This window comes from Desulforhopalus glucosivorans, assembly GCF_054397165.1.
This window is the reverse complement of the sequence record NZ_AP044854.1, coordinates 3,352,497-3,370,455: the sequence shown is the minus strand read 5'-3', so window position 1 is coordinate 3,370,455 and position 17,959 is coordinate 3,352,497. Positions and strand designations below refer to the sequence as shown.

Annotated in this window: 20 protein-coding genes; 11 read left to right on the top strand and 9 right to left on the bottom strand. The window is 42.9% G+C overall.

The window, feature by feature from the left end:
* The first annotated feature begins 23 nt into the window (after positions 1–23).
* From ACX6CI_RS14620 to ACX6CI_RS14590, 7 genes are all read left to right on the top strand, one after another.
* A complete protein-coding gene (locus ACX6CI_RS14620) occupies positions 24–908 on the top strand; it encodes a DMT family transporter (protein WP_458774381.1) in 885 nt (294 codons plus the stop codon).
* Between the two features lie 198 nt (positions 909–1,106).
* On the top strand, positions 1,107–2,513 hold the full coding sequence (locus ACX6CI_RS14615) for a pyridoxal phosphate-dependent decarboxylase family protein (RefSeq protein WP_458774380.1): 1,407 nt from the start codon (positions 1,107–1,109) through the stop codon (positions 2,511–2,513).
* A 14-nt stretch (positions 2,514–2,527) separates the two neighbouring features.
* Entirely contained in the window at positions 2,528–3,097 is a 570-nt protein-coding gene (locus tag ACX6CI_RS14610; protein ID WP_458774379.1) for a cupin domain-containing protein, read from the top strand.
* A 15-nt stretch (positions 3,098–3,112) separates the two neighbouring features.
* A complete protein-coding gene (locus tag ACX6CI_RS14605) occupies positions 3,113–3,925 on the top strand; it encodes an ATP-grasp domain-containing protein (protein ID WP_458774378.1) in 813 nt (270 codons plus the stop codon).
* A complete protein-coding gene (locus ACX6CI_RS14600; protein ID WP_458774377.1) occupies positions 3,922–4,830 on the top strand; it encodes a cyanophycin synthetase in 909 nt (302 codons plus the stop codon). Before ACX6CI_RS14605 ends, ACX6CI_RS14600 begins: the two co-directional genes overlap by 4 nt.
* A gap of 63 nt (positions 4,831–4,893) precedes the next feature.
* Entirely contained in the window at positions 4,894–6,063 is a 1,170-nt protein-coding gene (locus ACX6CI_RS14595) for a hypothetical protein (protein ID WP_458774376.1), read from the top strand.
* Between the two features lie 116 nt (positions 6,064–6,179).
* Positions 6,180–6,731: a DUF2058 domain-containing protein gene (locus tag ACX6CI_RS14590; RefSeq protein ID WP_458774375.1), complete on the top strand. Its 552-nt coding sequence runs from the start codon at positions 6,180–6,182 to the stop codon at positions 6,729–6,731.
* A gap of 6 nt (positions 6,732–6,737) precedes the next feature.
* Here ACX6CI_RS14590 and ACX6CI_RS14585 read toward each other — a convergent pair whose 3' ends face one another.
* Both ACX6CI_RS14585 and ACX6CI_RS14580 read right to left on the bottom strand, forming a co-directional pair.
* On the bottom strand, positions 6,738–7,346 hold the full coding sequence (locus ACX6CI_RS14585; protein ID WP_458774374.1) for a hypothetical protein: 609 nt from the start codon (positions 7,344–7,346) through the stop codon (positions 6,738–6,740).
* A gap of 9 nt (positions 7,347–7,355) precedes the next feature.
* Positions 7,356–8,252 (bottom strand): hypothetical protein, encoded by an 897-nt coding sequence (locus ACX6CI_RS14580; protein ID WP_458774373.1) that lies wholly within the window; start codon positions 8,250–8,252, stop codon positions 7,356–7,358.
* Positions 8,253–8,468: 216 nt separating this feature from the next.
* Between ACX6CI_RS14580 and ACX6CI_RS14575 the strand changes: the two genes are divergently transcribed.
* On the top strand, positions 8,469–9,821 hold the full coding sequence (locus ACX6CI_RS14575) for a DEAD/DEAH box helicase (protein WP_458774372.1): 1,353 nt from the start codon (positions 8,469–8,471) through the stop codon (positions 9,819–9,821).
* Between the two features lie 114 nt (positions 9,822–9,935).
* Entirely contained in the window at positions 9,936–10,358 is a 423-nt protein-coding gene (locus ACX6CI_RS14570) for a hypothetical protein (protein ID WP_458774371.1), read from the top strand.
* A 116-nt stretch (positions 10,359–10,474) separates the two neighbouring features.
* Here the strand turns inward: ACX6CI_RS14570 and ACX6CI_RS14565 are convergent, their stop codons facing one another.
* Together ACX6CI_RS14565 and ACX6CI_RS14560 are read right to left on the bottom strand one after the other, a co-directional pair.
* On the bottom strand, positions 10,475–10,780 hold the full coding sequence (locus tag ACX6CI_RS14565; protein ID WP_458774370.1) for an MGMT family protein: 306 nt from the start codon (positions 10,778–10,780) through the stop codon (positions 10,475–10,477).
* A gap of 13 nt (positions 10,781–10,793) precedes the next feature.
* Positions 10,794–11,135 carry a DUF6951 family protein gene (locus ACX6CI_RS14560; protein WP_458774369.1) on the bottom strand — a complete coding sequence of 114 codons (342 nt, stop codon included), beginning with the start codon at positions 11,133–11,135 and terminating at the stop codon, positions 10,794–10,796.
* A 477-nt stretch (positions 11,136–11,612) separates the two neighbouring features.
* Between ACX6CI_RS14560 and typA the strand changes: the two genes are divergently transcribed.
* Together typA and ACX6CI_RS14550 are read left to right on the top strand one after the other, a co-directional pair.
* On the top strand, positions 11,613–13,412 hold the full coding sequence (gene typA, locus ACX6CI_RS14555) for a translational GTPase TypA (protein ID WP_458774368.1): 1,800 nt from the start codon (positions 11,613–11,615) through the stop codon (positions 13,410–13,412).
* 483 nt (positions 13,413–13,895) lie between these two features.
* Positions 13,896–14,219 carry a hypothetical protein gene (locus ACX6CI_RS14550; RefSeq protein ID WP_458774367.1) on the top strand — a complete coding sequence of 108 codons (324 nt, stop codon included), beginning with the start codon at positions 13,896–13,898 and terminating at the stop codon, positions 14,217–14,219.
* Positions 14,220–14,282: 63 nt separating this feature from the next.
* Here ACX6CI_RS14550 and ACX6CI_RS14545 read toward each other — a convergent pair whose 3' ends face one another.
* The 5 genes from ACX6CI_RS14545 to ACX6CI_RS14525 are packed head-to-tail and all read right to left on the bottom strand — an operon-like array spanning position 14,283 to position 17,639.
* Complete coding sequence (locus ACX6CI_RS14545) at positions 14,283–14,708, bottom strand: NUDIX domain-containing protein (protein ID WP_458774366.1); 426 nt, start codon at positions 14,706–14,708, stop codon at positions 14,283–14,285.
* 5 nt (positions 14,709–14,713) lie between these two features.
* Positions 14,714–15,337, bottom strand: a complete 624-nt coding sequence (locus ACX6CI_RS14540) for a 5' nucleotidase, NT5C type (RefSeq protein WP_458774365.1) — start codon at positions 15,335–15,337, stop codon at positions 14,714–14,716.
* Positions 15,321–16,247: a ketopantoate reductase family protein gene (locus ACX6CI_RS14535; protein WP_458774364.1), complete on the bottom strand. Its 927-nt coding sequence runs from the start codon at positions 16,245–16,247 to the stop codon at positions 15,321–15,323. The genes ACX6CI_RS14540 and ACX6CI_RS14535 overlap by 17 nt, the downstream gene beginning before the upstream one ends.
* Before the next feature lie 9 nt (positions 16,248–16,256).
* Positions 16,257–17,063: a DNA-binding protein gene (locus tag ACX6CI_RS14530; protein WP_458774363.1), complete on the bottom strand. Its 807-nt coding sequence runs from the start codon at positions 17,061–17,063 to the stop codon at positions 16,257–16,259.
* A 54-nt stretch (positions 17,064–17,117) separates the two neighbouring features.
* Positions 17,118–17,639, bottom strand: coding sequence for a GDSL-type esterase/lipase family protein (locus ACX6CI_RS14525; protein WP_458774362.1), 522 nt, complete (start codon positions 17,637–17,639; stop codon positions 17,118–17,120).
* Positions 17,640–17,959: the final 320 nt, after the last annotated feature.

The following is a 17,959-nucleotide window of genomic DNA, read 5'->3' as shown; positions in this document are numbered from 1 at the left end:
CGACACCAGAGGAACGGGAGACAATGCCTGTAGATCAATCAATAAATATCTTTTCCCGTAAACTTTTCGGTTGGCTGGCAGTCTTCTGCTCTACCTTTTGCTTCTATCTCGCGACTCTTATTATCAGGTGGTCGGAACCTGTTGTTGATATTGATACCGCCTTCTTTGTATTTTCAAGATTTCTTCTGGGGTTTCTCGTCGTTTCCTCCACAATGTTGCTACAAAAACAGAAGTTGAAACCGAAAAATTATCACGTCCTGCTGGGCCGGACGATTGCAAATACCATAGCTGTGTTCTGCTTTTATAAGGCTGTTACCATGGGAAGTGTGTCGGAGGCCAATATCCTTAACATGACCTACCCACTCTTTGTGGCTCTGTTTTCCTGGGTATTTTTAAAAAATCAGAGGGATATTTTTTCTCTAGCTGTTGTCGTCGTTGCGTTTTTAGGAGTGTGGATGGTGCTCGTACCTGAAGATATGACGAGCATGACAATTGATACTGGCAGTGTCTGGGGGCTCGGCTCCGGAGTGGCTGCTGCCGCCGCCATCATATATTTAAATGTCAGCAGACGATATCACGATTCCCAGACAATCCTGTTTGTACTTTTTGGTCTTGGAGCGGTGGTTATCCTCTGTGGGTATCATGAGGTTATCTTTTGGCCCAATAAAGAGGAGTTCTATTACCTTTTTCTCTGTTCTGTTGCCGGAGTGCTTGGGCAATACCTGCTTACCTATGGTTTTTTGTTTGTAACTGCAGTGGAAGGTTCCATAATATCATCTTCAAGAATCTTACTTGCAGCCTTGCTCGGCCCCTTGTTAGCTGGTGATCCTCCCCTGCAGGTTGTAGGCTGGTGCGGTGCTCTACTTATTTTTACCGCCAATGCTGTTCTTGCAATCCGTAAAGTGTAGTATTACTTTTGGAGCCCAGAAACAGGGAAATATGATAATTTGGTTGCTAAAATTGTACTAACAAGGCAAATAGCCTGTGTAATGCCACTTAACTGATGTTTCCTTTCACATACTGATTGTGTTGCTTTTTCCACAGGTGATCGTGGGTGGTTTGCTAAAATCGCAGTGTTATAAGAATCTATAGTTTATAACGAAAAAATGAATGAAAATGAGATATTTAGCCGTTTACTAACGGTTGTAGAATCCTATCGCGGTTCTCAGAAAGATGGAAAGGCACTTGAGTATCGTAGTCCCAGTGAGCTTTCTGAGGTTTTAAACCTGCATAGTCCTGAAAAAAATGGTGACTGGGAAGCGATTTTTGAATGGGTGGAGAAGTATCTGGCCTATTCTGTGAAAACCAATCATCCGGCCTTTCTTAACAGGATGTGGGTTGGTGCGAACCTGCCTTCTGTTGTCGGTGAAATCATTGCCGCAGTAACAAACACCTCGGCCTGCACCTTCGAGTCGGCTCCTGTTTCCACAATTATTGAAAAATACATGATCGAGCAGATGCTGGATCTTGTAGGTTTTGTAAATGGTGAGGGGCAGATGACCACAGGTTCATCAAATGCCAATATGATTGCCATGATGTCGGCGAGAAATACCTGGAACAAAGGTGTAAAGACAGATGGCTTGTACGGACAGAAAAAATTGTACGCCTTTGTTGGTGCCGACTCCCATTACTCTATGGATAAGGCCGCCAACATCTTAGGTCTTGGTACTTCTCAGCTTATTAAAGTAGTCCTTGATAGTAATGGTCAGATGATTCCCGAAGCCCTTCGGGAATCGATACAGAAGGTCCTGACTGAAGGTGGGGAACCATTCTTTGTCTCGGCCACAGCTGGTACAACCGTACGAGGCGCTTATGATCCCATTGAACCGCTACTCGAGCTCAGAAAAGAGTTTGGCTTCTGGCTCCATGTGGATGGTGCATGGGGGGGAGCGTCAGTGCTCAGCCCTCGTTTAAGGGAGACCTATCTTAAAGGCCTTGAGGGAGCAGATTCTTTTACCTGTGATTTTCATAAGATGCTTGGTGCATCTCTCATGTGTAATATCTTTCTTATCAATAATCGCATTCGCACCTTGGGTAATGTTTTAAGTGCTGGCGATGGTAGCTACCTTTTCAGGGATGAAGAGGTGAATGAAGTTGAGGATTTTGGCGCAGTCTCCCTGCAATGTGGGAGAAGGGTTGATAGTCTAAAGTGGTTTCTTGACTGGAAGTTTTTCGGCAGAGAAGGTCTTGCAAAAAGGGTGGAGAACTATCTCACTTTGTGTGAATATGCAGAAAAAATAGTCCAGGAAAGTGATGAGCTTGAGATGGTCGCTCCCAGAACGTCTTTTAACATCTGTTTTCGCTATAAGGTCGACGAAGAAAATTCAAACAGTTTTAATCTTGCACTGCGCACAAAACTCTATCACGAAGGGACAAGCCTTGTTGGTGTTGCCTATGTTGACGGAAAGATGGTGATGAGACTGCTTGTGACTAATCCTGATGCCACAACAGCTGATGTGAAGAATTTTTTCTCAAATGTTATCGAAATGGGAAATCGCTTGATTCAGCAATAAAAGGGAAGAAGCTTATGACCTGTATTGTTCCTGCGACCTATATACAATCAGCAGAGTCTTCTGAGTTAGGTTCATTTTTCTCCTCTCTTTTCAGGGAGGAGAAACGAGAACACTATTGCCGAGAGGTGTTGAATTACACAAAGAAGCTGGATCTCTCCCTGTTAGATTTTCCAAAAGCCACACGATCATACTCCCGAAACATCATAGCAAGGGATGAAGCAGGATTCGAAGGAATGATTATCCGTTGGGATCGAGGGATTGCCGGTGCAGTCCATGGACACCCCGATTATGCCTTTTATCATCTGGTTTCCGGACGCATCGGTGTGGAGCATTTTACTATGGGGACTGCTGGCCCTGAACCTGTAACGTCATGTATTATGGAGCCAGGAGATCATTTTTGTGTCGAGGGTGTTGCCGGACGATTTGACAATGCTATTCACAGGATAACTGCTTTGGAAGAGAGTTTGAGCGTGCATATGTATTCCAATGATGCCCTGCTTGGCAAATGTTATGACGACTACCCTCTGGATTCACAGTTTTTGGAACAAAGTGGTGCGGGACTGTTAGTGCAGGATGGCATATAAAGCGGGACAATAACTATGGTTCGTTTTTTACTGGTGTTCTGGCTTATTATCTACAGCATTCGTTATTGGACGAAACCATGGAACTTTTTCCAACTTAATCACACCTACTTTAATAGAACTAAAAATATCTTTTCTAAGCTGGATCTGGACAGCCATATCCCAGATCAGTGGCGTTTACAGCAGGTGGTGGATGATGGTGACATCGTCCCCGATTTCCCGGTCTTTGTAAAACCGGAGTGGGGACAAAACTCCCATGGCGTAGGCATCGCGAGGAATCTTGCAGAACTCAATAAACTTCGTGGAAACCGCAAGGGGAAGGGAGTTACCTATCTTCTGCAAGAGGCCGCTACTGAAGCCCGTGAATTTGAGTTCTTTTATATTCGTAATGGTGATAGTTTAGATAGGTATGAGACGGTTTCTCTCACTGAAACTGTAAACAAGAGTGGAGAATCCCTTGTCGTTAACGGTATTAACAATACATCTTCTGTGTATAAGGATGTGGGTGATCAACTCAGTGATGACGAGCGAGAGCATCTGTGGCAGACCCTCAGTGCTATTGGTTGTTTTTATATAGCCCGTGTTGGGCTGAAGGCAGACTCCATTAAAGAAATTGTTGCCGGTAATTTCCATGTGGTTGAAATAAATATTTATCTGCCAATGCCTCTGATGCTGTTGGACGAAGAGATCAGTCGAAAAGAAAAACTGAAGTTTATACGTCACTCCATGAAAGTTTCTGCGAGACTTGCCTCAAAGGTTGATTTCTCCTCGTCAGAGCGATGTCCGATATTTTTTAAAAAGCTTGTTGCCCACTATAAGGTTAAAGAATGAAAGCCATAAAACGAATCCTCTATCGCTGGATAGATCAGAATTTTTTAGGGGGCTGCTCCAGTTATAACAGCCTTGATGTTCGCAAGAGCTGCAGGTCTAAATTACAGGCTCGGGAAATGTTTGCAGCCCATGATATCCCCCATGCAAAAGGTACTACATTCTTTAATCCTTTTACGGCCGTTCGTTTTGCAAAAGAGCATGGTTTCCCCCTGGTGGTGAAACCCAATGTGAGCGGTTTCTCAAGGGGCAGTCACTTCCCCATTACCAATTATGCTGAACTGTGGCGGGCAATGTTTTTTGCGCGGGCGTGGTGGCCGATCTCAGTAGTTGAGCAGTATCTTGAGGGAAAAAATTACCGGGTGGTAGTGGTAGAGGGAAAGATAATGTCGGTTATACAGCGCTATCCTCCATTTGTAGATGGTGACGGTAGTTCAACTATTACGAGTCTTATCGATAAAGAAAACGAGATCAGAAAGGAGATGAAGCTTGCTCCTACAATTCATTATATTGAAAAAAGTCCTCAGGTCATTTCCTATCTAAAGAAGCAGGGATTGTCCCTTTCTTCCGTGGTGGAGGAAGGCGAGCGTGTCTATCTGTTTCATAGAGTGGCGCTTGCACCTGGTGGAGTGGTTGAAATTGTAGATAAGAACTCTTTGCCTCCAGAAAACGTTGCGCTTTTTACCAAGGTGCTTTCTCTTTTTAATGCAAATATCTTTGGCATTGACGCAATTTTTGATGAGGGTATCGACAAAAGTTACAAGGAACAAAAATGTATATTTCTTGAGGTGAACTCAAGGCCGTACCTGAAGATGCATGACGTTCCAAGATATGGAGAGAAAGAAGATCTTTCCGCAGACTATGAGAGGTTATCGCAACTGCAGATAGATCAAAAGGATATTTTTTGATAACAATGTTGTATTGGATAGATTGGTCAGATTGGTCAGATGAGAAGTAAACCTGGAATTAACATGGGAAAAGCTGCACAGAATTTTTATCTGTTTTTAGGGTTTCACAGTTTTCTACTCGGCCTGTTTCCCTTTTTCCTCCCTGTCTATCTCTATAAAAATGGGGCCGGACTGGATGAAATTTCCTGGTTTATCGCGATCACAGGGCTTGCTTTTTCATGCACACTGTTTTGTCTCGATTACCTTCGCAGTAGCTCTTACCTCTGGCCTTTATTGCTTTCCTTTCTTTTAGAACTCGTCCTTCTCGCCCTGCTGGTCATGGAAGCACCCCTCGCTCTGGTTGCAATAGTCAACGGATCTTACAGTTGCTTGTACTGGACGCTCCAGCGAATATTGTTCCTCTCTGGAGGAAGCGAAAAAAATAGCGGAAAACGTTTTGGTAATTTTCAGATATACATTCTTATTGTCCTGAAAATAGGGATTTTAGGAGGAAGTCTGCTGCTTGAAAATAGTGGGATCGCATCGGTATGTGTAGTCTCCACAGTTATTTCATCCATCGGAGTTGTCTATTTTCTTAGAGCACGCGGGGATCTTTTGTTTCCACAAACGTTGAACAAACAAGAGCCCATGAATCTTTTAAGGCTTCTTCGTTTCAACGATAGATACAACTCCAGGCTAATTTTTGCCTTTGATGGTGTTTTTCTCTATCTTGAAAGTTATTTCTGGGTCATCTCTATCTTTTTGATGGTTGGAGAGAGCTTTGTAAAATTAGGGGGGGTAGTCATCGTCCTGGCAGTCATACTCGGGGCGATTTTCTTTATTATTAAAAACCGGATAGACCGGATAGATAAACAGCTAGTTTATCAAATCGGTGTGGGACTGTATATGTTCTCCTGGTTGTTAAGGGCCATGTTTGAAGCCTCTTTTGGGCAGGTCACACAGATAGCGATGCTATTGATAATTGCTTTTTGTACATCGTTTTTCCGCCTGACCTTTAATAAGCGTTTTTTTGATCTGGCAGGGAAGAATGGCGACAATCGCTATATTTTTATCAAAAGTCATTACTCGCAGATTTTTATAGCGGTTGGATTTACAATTTTGGGATGCGGGCTCGGACTTTTTTCTGATAATCTTTCTTTTTTACGAAATATATATTTGGGAGCATCTGTTTTTGCCTTCCTATACCTGTTGTATAAGCATGATGACCATGTTAAGGCTGATAGGTTTTTATGATCGTGCTCTTTAAAAAGTATTAAATCTTAGTTACAATTGTATACAAATATCCAGCGTCGAAGCATCAGTAAGGTTTCAATGCAAATTATTACATATTAAAAAACGGTATATACGAGATGGGGAAATCATTTCAGGACCAACTTTTGGCTCTTGGACTCGCTGATAAGAAAAAGGCGAATGAAGCCAAAAAGCAGCAACATCACAAAAAGAAAAAGCAGGGAAAAACTCTTAAAAAAAATCAGGTTATTGATGAGAACGTACTGCTTGCCCAAAAGGTCGAAGAGAAAAAGAAGGCAAGGGCACGTCAGCTTAATCGGGAGCGGGACGCTAAGCTGAAAAAGCGGGAACAAGTTGCCCAGATCAAACAGTTTATTGAGCAGAATAGAGTAGAAAAAGATGAGAAGGGAATCGCGTATCGATTTAATGTAGATGGGAAAATTCAGCGAATCTTTGTCTCAAAAGAAGTTGCTGATAAACTCAGTGATGGCAGGTTGGGTATAGTCGTATTTGCAGAAAACTTTGAAGTATTACCCCGGGTTGTGGTTGAAAAGATCACCGCCATTGATAAGAAAACAGTGATGATCCTGAATGAGAGAACCGGGGATGAACCAGACGATCCTGATGACCCATATGCAGATTATAAGATCCCAGACGATTTGGTCTGGTAATGTCTTCTACTGAGCTGTAATTATTGGTTTGAGGCTAAGCTGGATAACCTCCGGTTTAGCTTCAATATTAACGATCTCTGAATTAATGGTCACAGTTTTTGTTCCTGTCTGTGCAACGAGTGGGTCCAACTGCTGCATATTGATGGGAAATTCCCTTCCGTTTAGCATCGCAATCAGCGCCTTGCCAATTTCACCATTTGCTCCGTCACTGCCTCCTCCCATATTTTTAATCACAGGTTTGAGATAGAGGATCTGTTTTTTTGCATCAAAGCGTAGAGCTGCATCGGTTGTAACATCCAGCTCAATCGAGCCAACCTTTAATCGTATTTCATGGCCTGCAATTTCAGTGAGCAGTGCGAGGTTATTGCCTGCAAGATGCAGTCTGCATGCAAGGTGCTTGTTTGTTAACTTAACATTACTGATATTAATAATTGTAATATCACCATCAACCGATTTTGAATGGGTAGCGATGTTAATCGGCAAAAGGGCACGTGTGACCTCTGTGATGACAGATTGAGGGATTGTGAGGCGTATGGGGTCTGCAGCCATTACCTGCTGGGTAAATGGCAGGAAAAATAGAGAAATTGTAATCAGCAGTCTGAAAAGACGGTACATAGAGTATCCTTAATAAGGTTTTTTTCTGTTGAATTTGGCTAAAACTACCGAGTGAAGAACCAAAGTGCAAGCCATAAATAGGCCGAGAAGAGAAGCAAGATCTCTGTAATTTTTGTGGAGATGAAACTCTCTACTCTGGATAGTTGAACTGTCAAGAAAAACACCTGAAAATGAGACCCTGCCAGATGACTTGGGAAGATTACCTTTCAGTTTGAAATTCTCTCCATTCCATGCTCTCACTTCCTGTGTCTCACTCAAGTAATGTGCTCGGTCAAGTTTGATTGTTTTTCCGGGTCGCTCTTTACTCTCTCGCATGGTGTGGATGAAATAGGTGTCTGCTTCTTCGAGCTGATCCATAAAGTAGACAGGAGCAGTAACGTAGAGGAGAAAAAAGAGTGAAGCAACTGCATATTTTACAGGGTGAGGCGTGAGTTGCAGGGGATTGGCGCGAACAATTTTGGGCCAGTATCTGATGAGGTAACAAAATCCTACGATGGTAAAGATAATGGTACCAGTATATTCCGGCCAGAAAAGGTCCAGATGGAATAATTTCCAGTCAAATGGAGCTATTATATTCACACCATTACCCCACTTTTTCTGGAGTGAATCAAGGAGCAGGTGGAAAAGGCTGTTTCCCCCAAGGATGAGGAAAACCTTGCCCGAATGTTTACTCAAAAGTGAGAGGCCTGCAGAGAGTAGAAAACAGAACAACATGCTTGCCTGGGCAGTACAAAACAGCCTGATGTCGTAAGGGTTGAAGGTCGTTACAGCAAATAAAAGCTTTAGCAATACCCAGGGAAGGTCGGGGATTATACAGGCTACAATCACCCAGAGGATATCAGATTTTTGTAGTACAAATCCGTTGAGTGGAGCCTGAATTCCAATATGGCAGAGTGTGTTTGGCAAGGTGGCACAGAATGAGTAAGGTAGATTATTTGTAGACTACTCAGAAAAAATACTTTTTACTCCAAGCTCATCGAGCTTTGTCAAAAGTTCTAAATGTTTAAAGTAGTCTTTTGTGAATACAAGTCAAAATCACCTGAGTGATAGTGGAAGAGAAAATAGTGCACTCAGGAGGCAAAAGCATTAATTATTTTCATTACACATCCACGGACTTACATAATGAAGCCAACGCTCACCGTCAGTTCAGACTGTTTGCTTGAAGGAATCGACCTTTCCTTTGAGCAAGAGATAAAAAAACAGCTCACCATCGATAATCCACAATATTTGGCAGCCAAAAAATATGGTCGTTGGATTGGAAAAAAGCTCAAGCCCCATCTTACATATTATGATCCTGTTCCCGGTGGTCTGAGATTCCCACGGGGCTTTTCCAACCAGGCAGTACTTCTGTGTCGTGAATTTTCAGGAGAAGATCCTGAGATTGTCGATGAGAGAAGAGTACTTGACGAGATAGAACTGGAGTTTTGCGGGAGCCTGCGACCGTATCAGCAGGAAGCCGTCGATAAGGCGACTCCTAGGTCCTTTGGCGTTATTGAGGCGGGCACGGGGAGTGGGAAAACTGTGATGGCCCTTGCGCTCATTGCCAAAAGACGTCAACCCACCATCGTTATTGTTCATACAAAGGAGTTGCTCTACCAGTGGAAGGAGCGGGTTACACAGTTTCTAGGTATTGATGCCGGATTAATTGGAGATGGGCGCTTTGATATTGCCCCTGTCACTATTGCCATTGTAAACACAGCTCGGAAAAGGGCGAAAGAGTTGTTCCCTTATTTTGGCCAGCTTGTGGTTGATGAGTGTCATAGAGTACCCGCTAGTCTTTTTACCGATGTGGTTTCAGCATTTGATTGTCAATATCTTCTGGGCCTATCCGCCACAGCCTATCGTAGCGACGATGAAATGACTAAACTCATCTACTTTTTTATGGGTGATCGTATCCATAGGGTTGATCGTGATGAACTCATGGCAACAGGAGCAATCCTTGCACCTGAAGTTATTCGAACCTCGACCTCTTTTGATTATGGCTATCGTGGTGACTATCAGGCACTTATTAAGGCATTGGTAAACCATGAGGGTAGAAATCAACAGATCATAAATGACATTGTAAAAGTTTCTAAAATGCCCGACTGCGGGACTATTCTTGTGGTTTCAGATCGTGTCAGTCACTGCCGTCTTTTTGTAGAGAAAATTGCAATGCATGGCTTGAAGGTAGAGTTGCTTTCAGGGCAACTGGCACCCGAGCAACGAAGTGAGGTTGTTGAAGGGGTTCTGGCTGGTAATGTTGAGGTGCTTGTTGCTACACTGCAGCTGATCTCAGAAGGATTTGATTGTCCAGGACTCTCGACTCTTTTCCTGACCACTCCCATAAGTTTTGAGGGGCGTCTATTACAGGTAATTGGTCGGGTAATGCGACCGGCTAAGAATAAACGGGCCAGAGTGTTTGATTATGTGGATGAAAATATCCCAACATTGTTGCGTTCGGCTAATGCCAGGGCTGTTGTGTTGTCTGAACTGTGAAAAATTAAGTATTGTGTTTGGGGCAAACTTTTGTTACGTGAAGTGCCGTGTTAAATTATGTAAATGTTTAATATAGTTGTCGTTTTGTACTGACTAAGGAAAGAGAGGAATTTTATGAATAGCATAGCAGATATTCCGATAAATACTCATCTTGGAATAAAATATGATGAGGTAAAGCAAGAGCTAAGTCTCCCTGAAAGTGAAAGCGTAATGAACCTTTTTGGTCAAGTTAGTTATTGTGCACAGTTTACCTTGGCCGAAGCATCATCTGCCCAATTTTTATCTGATAAATTAGGATTGGATTTATCAACCGATATACCAACTTTGAGAAAAACAACTACAAAATTTCACAAACCTACGAATGGTGAATCAATATGTAAGTTAGTATCTCTTGAGCACACGAGAGATGAATTCCTAGAATTATTGGCAAAAAAGTCAAAAATTATGACAAGTATTGAGGTGGTGGTGCTATCAGAAAAAGGCATAAAATCTCTTTCTGCTAGCTTTCAATGGTTAATTATTAGAAATAATTTATAAGAACCTTTTAACACCGTTCATTGAATCAATCTAATTAACCTAATCGTTTTGCTCCACTTCCGAAAATCTCGATGTAAGATAATACTTTCCTTAAGGTAACAAGCACTAACACTCTCTCACAGAACCCAAAGATAAACATCAAGGTCGATAAAACCACCCTTGCTGATCTCAACACCTTCGCCTTCAAGAAGTCTTTGTTGCTGAAGATGACTCATTGAAGGCCTTGGTGGAATCTTACCCTCACGGTTGACCACCCTGTGCCAAGGAAGCTTATATTTGTCTGAACTAGAATGAAGGAGTCGTGCGACCTGCCTCGCTCCACCGGGGCTACCGGCAAGAAAGGCGACTGTTCCGTAGGTTGTGACCTTACCGCAAGGGATCTGTTGTAAGACATCTATCACCTTTCGGCTGAATTCGTTCACCTGATTTGGCCTCTTAGGAGTTTTCCTCGGTGAAGGTAATGGTCGCATCTTTAGGTAGCGCAAGTCCTACGCTGGCCTCGAGGGCCTTGAGGACGCCGGAGAGCACAGGGCAGGAGAGATGGGGGATTGAGCTAAGGACAGTGTCTATAATCTCAGATTGCAGGGTACCTGTTTCCTTGTTTTTGAAAAGTTCTGCCATGACATTACGTTCTTTACCTGCAAAAATTTGATCTATTTTCTGCCAATTAGGACATTCGCTTACTAGGCTGAGCTCTGCCATATAGCCACCTTTATCGGTGGCGGTTATTTTGGTGGAAAACCCACAGATTCCTGCAAAAACATTCAGTGTTGTCATTACCTTATCCTTAATATGTATCCCTATGTGTGTAAGCGTATATGAGATATATTATTGCATTGTAAACTGTTATGCACCTAAAAATTCCATGGAGCGTAGTAGTGATTAAAATTGCAGGGAGGGAAGGATTTTTATCGTTACTTTGAGCAGACAGCTTTCGGTTATTCACGCCTGAAAGGGACTGATAGCGGTTTTTTAGTGTCGAAGGGAGTTAGCGTGTTGCCGTCTCTATTAATAATTTATCCGGAACTTTAGTGGGATAAGTTTGTCTTGGACCAACCGGTGAGAAAAAATAGCTCTCAAGGTTTTCTTGCTTAATGTGGGTGATTGTGGTAGTCTGTAATGTTTTTTATATATAATATACTGTTTAAGGGCGCTACCGGTTCTGGTATGTGCTTTTTTTCTTTATACAATCTTTCGTTTTTGAGCGAGATCGATTTCGGTCTGGCTGTACTAAATACAATATATAGGTAGAACATGGACCAGAGTAAAATTAGGAATGTGGCAATCATAGCCCACGTTGATCATGGAAAAACAACGCTTGTAGATCAGCTTTTTAAAAATTCAGGTATGTTCCGTGATAATCAGGACGTTTCTGAAAGGCTCATGGATTCCATGGACTTGGAAAAAGAGCGCGGTATTACGATAACTGCGAAAAATGGTTCTTACAAATTCAAGGATCATTGGATTAATATCATTGATACCCCAGGCCATGCAGATTTTGGTGGTCAGGTGGAGCGTGTCCTTCGTATGGCTGATGGAGCACTACTTCTCGTAGATGCTCAGGAAGGTCCAATGCCTCAGACCTATTTTGTTCTTAAGAAGGCCTTGGAAAACAACCTCCCGGTTATTGTTGTAATTAACAAGATTGACAAGCCAGCTGCCCGTTGTGACTGGGTTGTAGATGAGGTTTTTGACCTATTTGTAAAGCTCAATGCACCTGATGACACTCTTGATTTTCCAATCGTGTATGCTTCTGCCAAAAATGGTTTTTCTCTTCTTGATCCAAACGATCCAGTTGAAAATGGTGGAACCATGGAACATATATCGCAAATGATTGTGGATCATACCCCACCGCCAGCAGGTGACAGCAATGCTTCTCTGCAGATGCAGGTTGGTACCATTGATTACTCTCCCTACCTTGGTCGACTGGGTATTGGTAAAGTTGTAAACGGTACTATGGAGATTAATCAGCCCATCGTTGTTGCCCGTCGTGATGGTTCTATTAAGCCTGTTCGTATTTCTAAGATTTACCGCTTCGAATGTGATGAAAAAGTTTCTGTCGATTCAGCAGGTGTTGGTGAAATTGTTGCTGTCGCTGGTATGGACGATGTGACTGTTGGTGTTACCTTCACCGATCAGGAAAATCCGACTCCGCTACCGCTTATTACCATAGATCCTCCAACTATCTCCATGAACTTTGTCCCTAATGATTCTCCATTTGCGGGCAAAGAAGGTAAGTATGTTACCTCAAGACACATTGGTGACAGGCTGCAAAAGGAGATTCTTTCTGATGTGGCACTGCAGTATGAAGTACTACAGGATGCCGTTGGGTTCAGGGTTTCTGGTCGTGGCGAGCTTCACCTCTCCATCTTGATTGAGAAGATGCGTCGTGAAGGATATGAATTTCAGGTTACCCGTCCCCAGGTTATTCTAAAAGAAGAAGATGGCCAGGTACTTGAACCATATGAAAAACTGACTGTGGATGTTGATGAGAAATATCAGGGTCCTGTTATTGAAAAGCTCGGTAAACTCAAAGGGCAGATGGAAGAAATGAGCAGTGAGAATGGAATGGCGAGAATGGTGTTCTCCATCCCAACCCGTGGTCTGCTCGGTTACCGCTCGCAGTTTATGACCGATACCAAGGGTATGGGTATGATGGCATACGTGTTTGACGAGTATGGTCCCCATGCTGGAGAGATTACCAACAGAGTTAATGGTGTGCTTGTTGTTAAAGATGCGTGTACTGCGATAGCTTTTGCTTTATTTAATCTCCAGGATCGTGGTAAGCTTTTTGTAGGGCCGGGAGCTCCTTTGTACCAGGGACAGATTGTCGGTGAATGTAGCCGTTCTAATGATCTGGTTGTTAACCCTGGTAAGGGTAAAAAACTGACCAATATGCGTGCTTCGGGTTCTGATGAGGCAGTTATTCTGACTCCATTTACAGAGTTGAGTCTGGAAGATTGTATTGCATATATTAACGACGATGAACTGGTTGAAGTAACACCTGAATCTATCAGATTACGTAAGAGACCAGGAATTAAAATCAGGGGGTAATACTCCGTGAAAGAGATAGTTTTTGTAGTTGTGGCAGGTCTTATAGGTCTTGCCACCTTTGGTGTTATAGCTAAGAAATTTGGGAGTGAGTGTACTCCCTGAGTGATGATTTATGGATCCATAGGTATGGGTCTGCTAGGATACTGGGTACTTAATACTGTTTTTTAATGTCTCTGTAACAAAATACAATGGCCCGTTTACCTCTTGGTAAACGGGCCAGTTTTGTTTTTTTCATACGTCTAAATATTTAAGAACGTTTGATATCAGTAGGGAAACTTCACTTCAAGGAGATACTACTCACCTGAGATGGGTAGTTTAGAGTAGAATTTTCTGATATACTATATGTCAGAAACGATGATACGTGGTGTTGATGTGTTCTTTTATTTAATGGTTAAATAATTTTCAGTTTGTGTCGATAGGTAATTATGTAGTACGAAAAATCATTTTTAAAACAGTTATTATCATAAATATACGGAGTGCCTCATGACATTATCTTCTGTCTCAAACGTTTCATTAGCTAAAAGTCATTTATCTAATCAGAAAACTGAAACGGAAACATCTCAAAGTAAAAAAGGTAGGTCAAATATTTCTTCAGAGAATGGTGCAGCTGGAAAAAATATTGGCGATAATGTGATGCTGAGTCAATCAGAGAAAATGAGCGAAGTTTCAGAAGTGATTGATTTGAAAGCAGCGGAGGAGCTTTTACCAAAGACCATGAAAGCGATTCTCACAAATAGTAACACAGCTCTCTCCGCCCAAGCTAACATCAAGCCTGAGGCAGCAATAGAATTTCTCTCTGCCAGATAAGGTTACATCCACCCTTTTAGTTAAGGGTGGGTGGTATTCTTTGTCGTCCTTGTGTGAGAGGATCTACTTTTTTTTACTCATGTAGTAATCTTTTAAAATCTCCTGATGATCGAAGACAAGTTCCGGAAGATTATCCTCAGAAAATAGCTCGGCTTTCAGAGCATCATCGGCTGCTATGGGGTTGTTTGTGCCGGTGGCAATAAAAACCGTTGATGCTGTATGTTGCCTGGGGTCCCTGTCTGGATTGGAGTATGTCTTGAATTGTTGAAGGTTGGTAACCTTAATGGTTGTCTCTTCCTCTGCTTCACGGACAGCAGCCGTCTCATATGATTCCCCGTAATCAACAAAACCGCCTGGCAGCGCCCAGCCATGGGGTGGGTTTTTCCTTTCAATCAATACAATTTTATCTTCAATTTCGATGATGATGTCTACGGTTGGAATAGGATTCCTGTAGATTTTTATATCGCCTTGGCAGTGTGGACATTTCATAGGTTTTACCGTGGAAGAGTTACGAGTGTAGATATGTCATCCCAGTCTGATACCGTTGTCAAGTTATGCCGCCCTGCGTTCCATGGCTGGTTATAGACAATTGGACAAATGTTTTCAGTAACCAGTGATTGGCATGTTGCAACCCGATCATCGACAAAGAACTGTATCCCGTTTGCATGGATATGACGTATCTTGTCGTTGTGGTCTCCGGTTGCGACTACGTTAATGTTACTGAGAAGCGACTTATCAAAGTACGTCTCTAGCCAGTCGTGTACAGGCTGGTCGATTGGCCGGGCCGTGATTATGGTAAGTCTTTCGTGTCGGGCAAATTGACTGAGAGTGGCGACCGCCCCTTCCATGGGTTGTAAGCCGGTGCCAAGAGAGTCTGTCAGAATATCAGTAAATATCCTCTCAACAACATCTTTTGGCATGTTGATACACTCCTCCAGCTCAAAGTTGGTGATATCTTCTTTGGAAAATGAGTTGTATCCGTATTGGCTCTTAGCAATTTTTAAAAAAGTTGTTGCCGTATCTGCAATGACTCCGTCAAAATCAAAACCCAATTGGTTAAGCGGTACAGAATCCTTTTCAAGTGTATGGACGGGGGCTGTTTTAGTAGTTGTTTTCAATGTCTTTTACCTGTTGCATGAGGAGTGCATTTTCCGGGGTTTCAATGCCTAGCTCTTTGCCAAAAGCTACAACGGCCCCGTTAATCGCACCAATTTCTGTCTTACGTTTTTTTCTCACATCTTGAAGCATAGATGACACATTGGTGGCTGTGTTCTTGCAAACAGTTTGAGCAACAGTTATGGGATCACCTAAAATATCGATCTCTTTGGCCTGTGCCACTTGTATCGCTTCTTGGATTGCCGCGTGCATCCTCTGCTCAACTCCTGGTAGGGTTAAAATCTCACCATTTTTACAGCCAAGGGTCGCAGTAAGAGCGTTGATACCCACATTGACAAAGAGTTTTGCCCACAATTTGGTGAGCACAGTTGAAGTAAGGCTTGTTGCAAGTCCACCTCGACTGAGGAGCCCATGGGTGTTTGCCAGCCTGGTATTGAAAAAATCGGTTTGGGGGTTAAGAAAACCGAGGTGGGTGGCACCTCTTCCTGCGTGATTAACATTCCCTGGGCCGAGAAGGGTCGCACCTTCTGTTGTTGTGCCGTAGGCAGCTGTTGCCCCCTGTAGAGCCTCTTCACAAGCCAGATGTCGAATACCATTTTGCATAAAGACAAGAAGGGTCTGTTTCCTAAGTATTGGGGCACAGACTTCAAGGCAGGACTTGATATCATAGGATTTTACACAGAGTAAAATCACATCAACATCTTGTAGCTCTTTCGGGTCGGAAACGGCTCTGACAGCAAACGTAGTTTGTTGCTCACCCTCCTGGTACAAGATGCCATTTTGGTTCAGGTGATTTGCGCGTTCATTGTTGTAATCAAGGATGGTGAAAGTTTCACCATCCTTGCTACCCCTGGCAGCAGTAGAAGCTAGTAGGCAACCCAGAGCTCCCGGGCCAACGAGTACATAGTGCATTGCGAACCTTTATTGGATGAGTGCTGCTTCTTCAACAATGGCATCATACTTATAACCGGCCCCAAAATCCTTATTGGCAATGATAACTCCCTCAAAGGTAACAACCGCATCAAGTTCTACAGTCTCATTGGTGGTTACCACGAGATCGTGGGTGTTGTTCATCGGATCACCGGTTCCGTCCTGGAGGTGTACCCAGTTTCTCCCCATAATTGCAGGACTTACTTTCACGACCTGGCCTTTGATCTGTACTTTTTTTCCGCTAAGCTCTTTAGCTTGAGAAAACAGTTCAGCTACTGAATAACCGTTTGGAGAAACAGCTTTTTCAACGGAGATTTCGGCAAGAGGAACGATGGCACCAGAACTTCCGCCTGAGGCCTGTGTGTCATTTATGGCGGCTGCCGAAGGTGCTGATTGTTCTGCCTTAACAGCTGAAGCAAAAGAGTCGTTTGACTCAGTTGTTGCCACAGGTGCTTGTGCTGGAGTGTCAGAAGCTAAGCCGGGGCTGAAAATGATAGAATCAAAAGTGCGGTTGAGGGTTTTGGAGTTAAATGAAGTCATCTCCATTCCTGCAAAATAGTTAACCGTAGCCCCAGCCTTTACCTGTGCCTCTGGAATAGCAACCCAGGCTTCTTTGCCGTCTGCATCAACGAGCATATAGGTATATCCAGACGCATTCATGGTCTCTTTGACTGTGCCTGAAACGACGTCTTCCCCGGATGGCGAAGCTAACCCGGGCATGGCCGCACTGTTACCAGGTGAAAAGGAAACCAATAGGCAAAATAGTCCTACTGCAGCAAGTGAAAATCTTGAGTACATAATGTAACCCCTATAAATGGAATAAATCAGTTGGTTTGTTTACGACTCAGGATATTAGTCATCTTCAATAAGAAAGGCAATATGTTCAAGCAAGGATCGAGTCCAAATTTCGTAAGTTTCTTTGGTTACATGCACACCATCTTCCTGAAAGACGGGTGAGGGCAAATTTACCAGACGACTGTGTATGTCCAGAAAGCAGCAGCCCGTTTGCATAGTTAATGCTTCTATATGGCAGTTAAGGCTTGAAACTGTGTTGTAAGGGAGATGGGGAAGGTCCATCGGGAAGATGGATGTGATGAGAATTTCAGATGCTGGGTAGTTTTTACAGAGTTCGATGCAAATTTTTCTCAGTGTGTGAATAAATTCAAAATTACCAGTGAGGATGTCATTGGTACCAACCATCAGCATAATGATATCGGCGTAGGGTTGTTCGTTTTTTATGTCATCTATGAATGAAAGAACATCTGAGGTCATCACACCCGCTACTCCGCGGTTGGTGACCTTGTATGAGGGGAGACGTTTTTCCCAACTGTGGGAGGCAACAAGGGAGTCTCCGAGTAACAACACCTGAGTCATGTAAAGAAGTCCTTTGCGATACAATACATAATGAGATTTTACTAAAATTCCTGATACCCACTTTTACGGGTCAGTGGAAAACTGTATCTATAAAGTTTATAGTTAATCGTGTAATTAGGCAAATTTACATCGGTGGTTTTTAATTTTAAATTCGTATGCACAGTAGCACAAGATGAATATTGAACCTAATGAATTATGGCCAATAATAAAAAATATAGCTGTAAAAGGAGGTGGTTCAGCGAGCCAAGGCATGTAGAAAGTTATACTACTTGAGTAGGTAATTTTCTACGATAACGAAGGATAGCTGATCATCTCAGCGA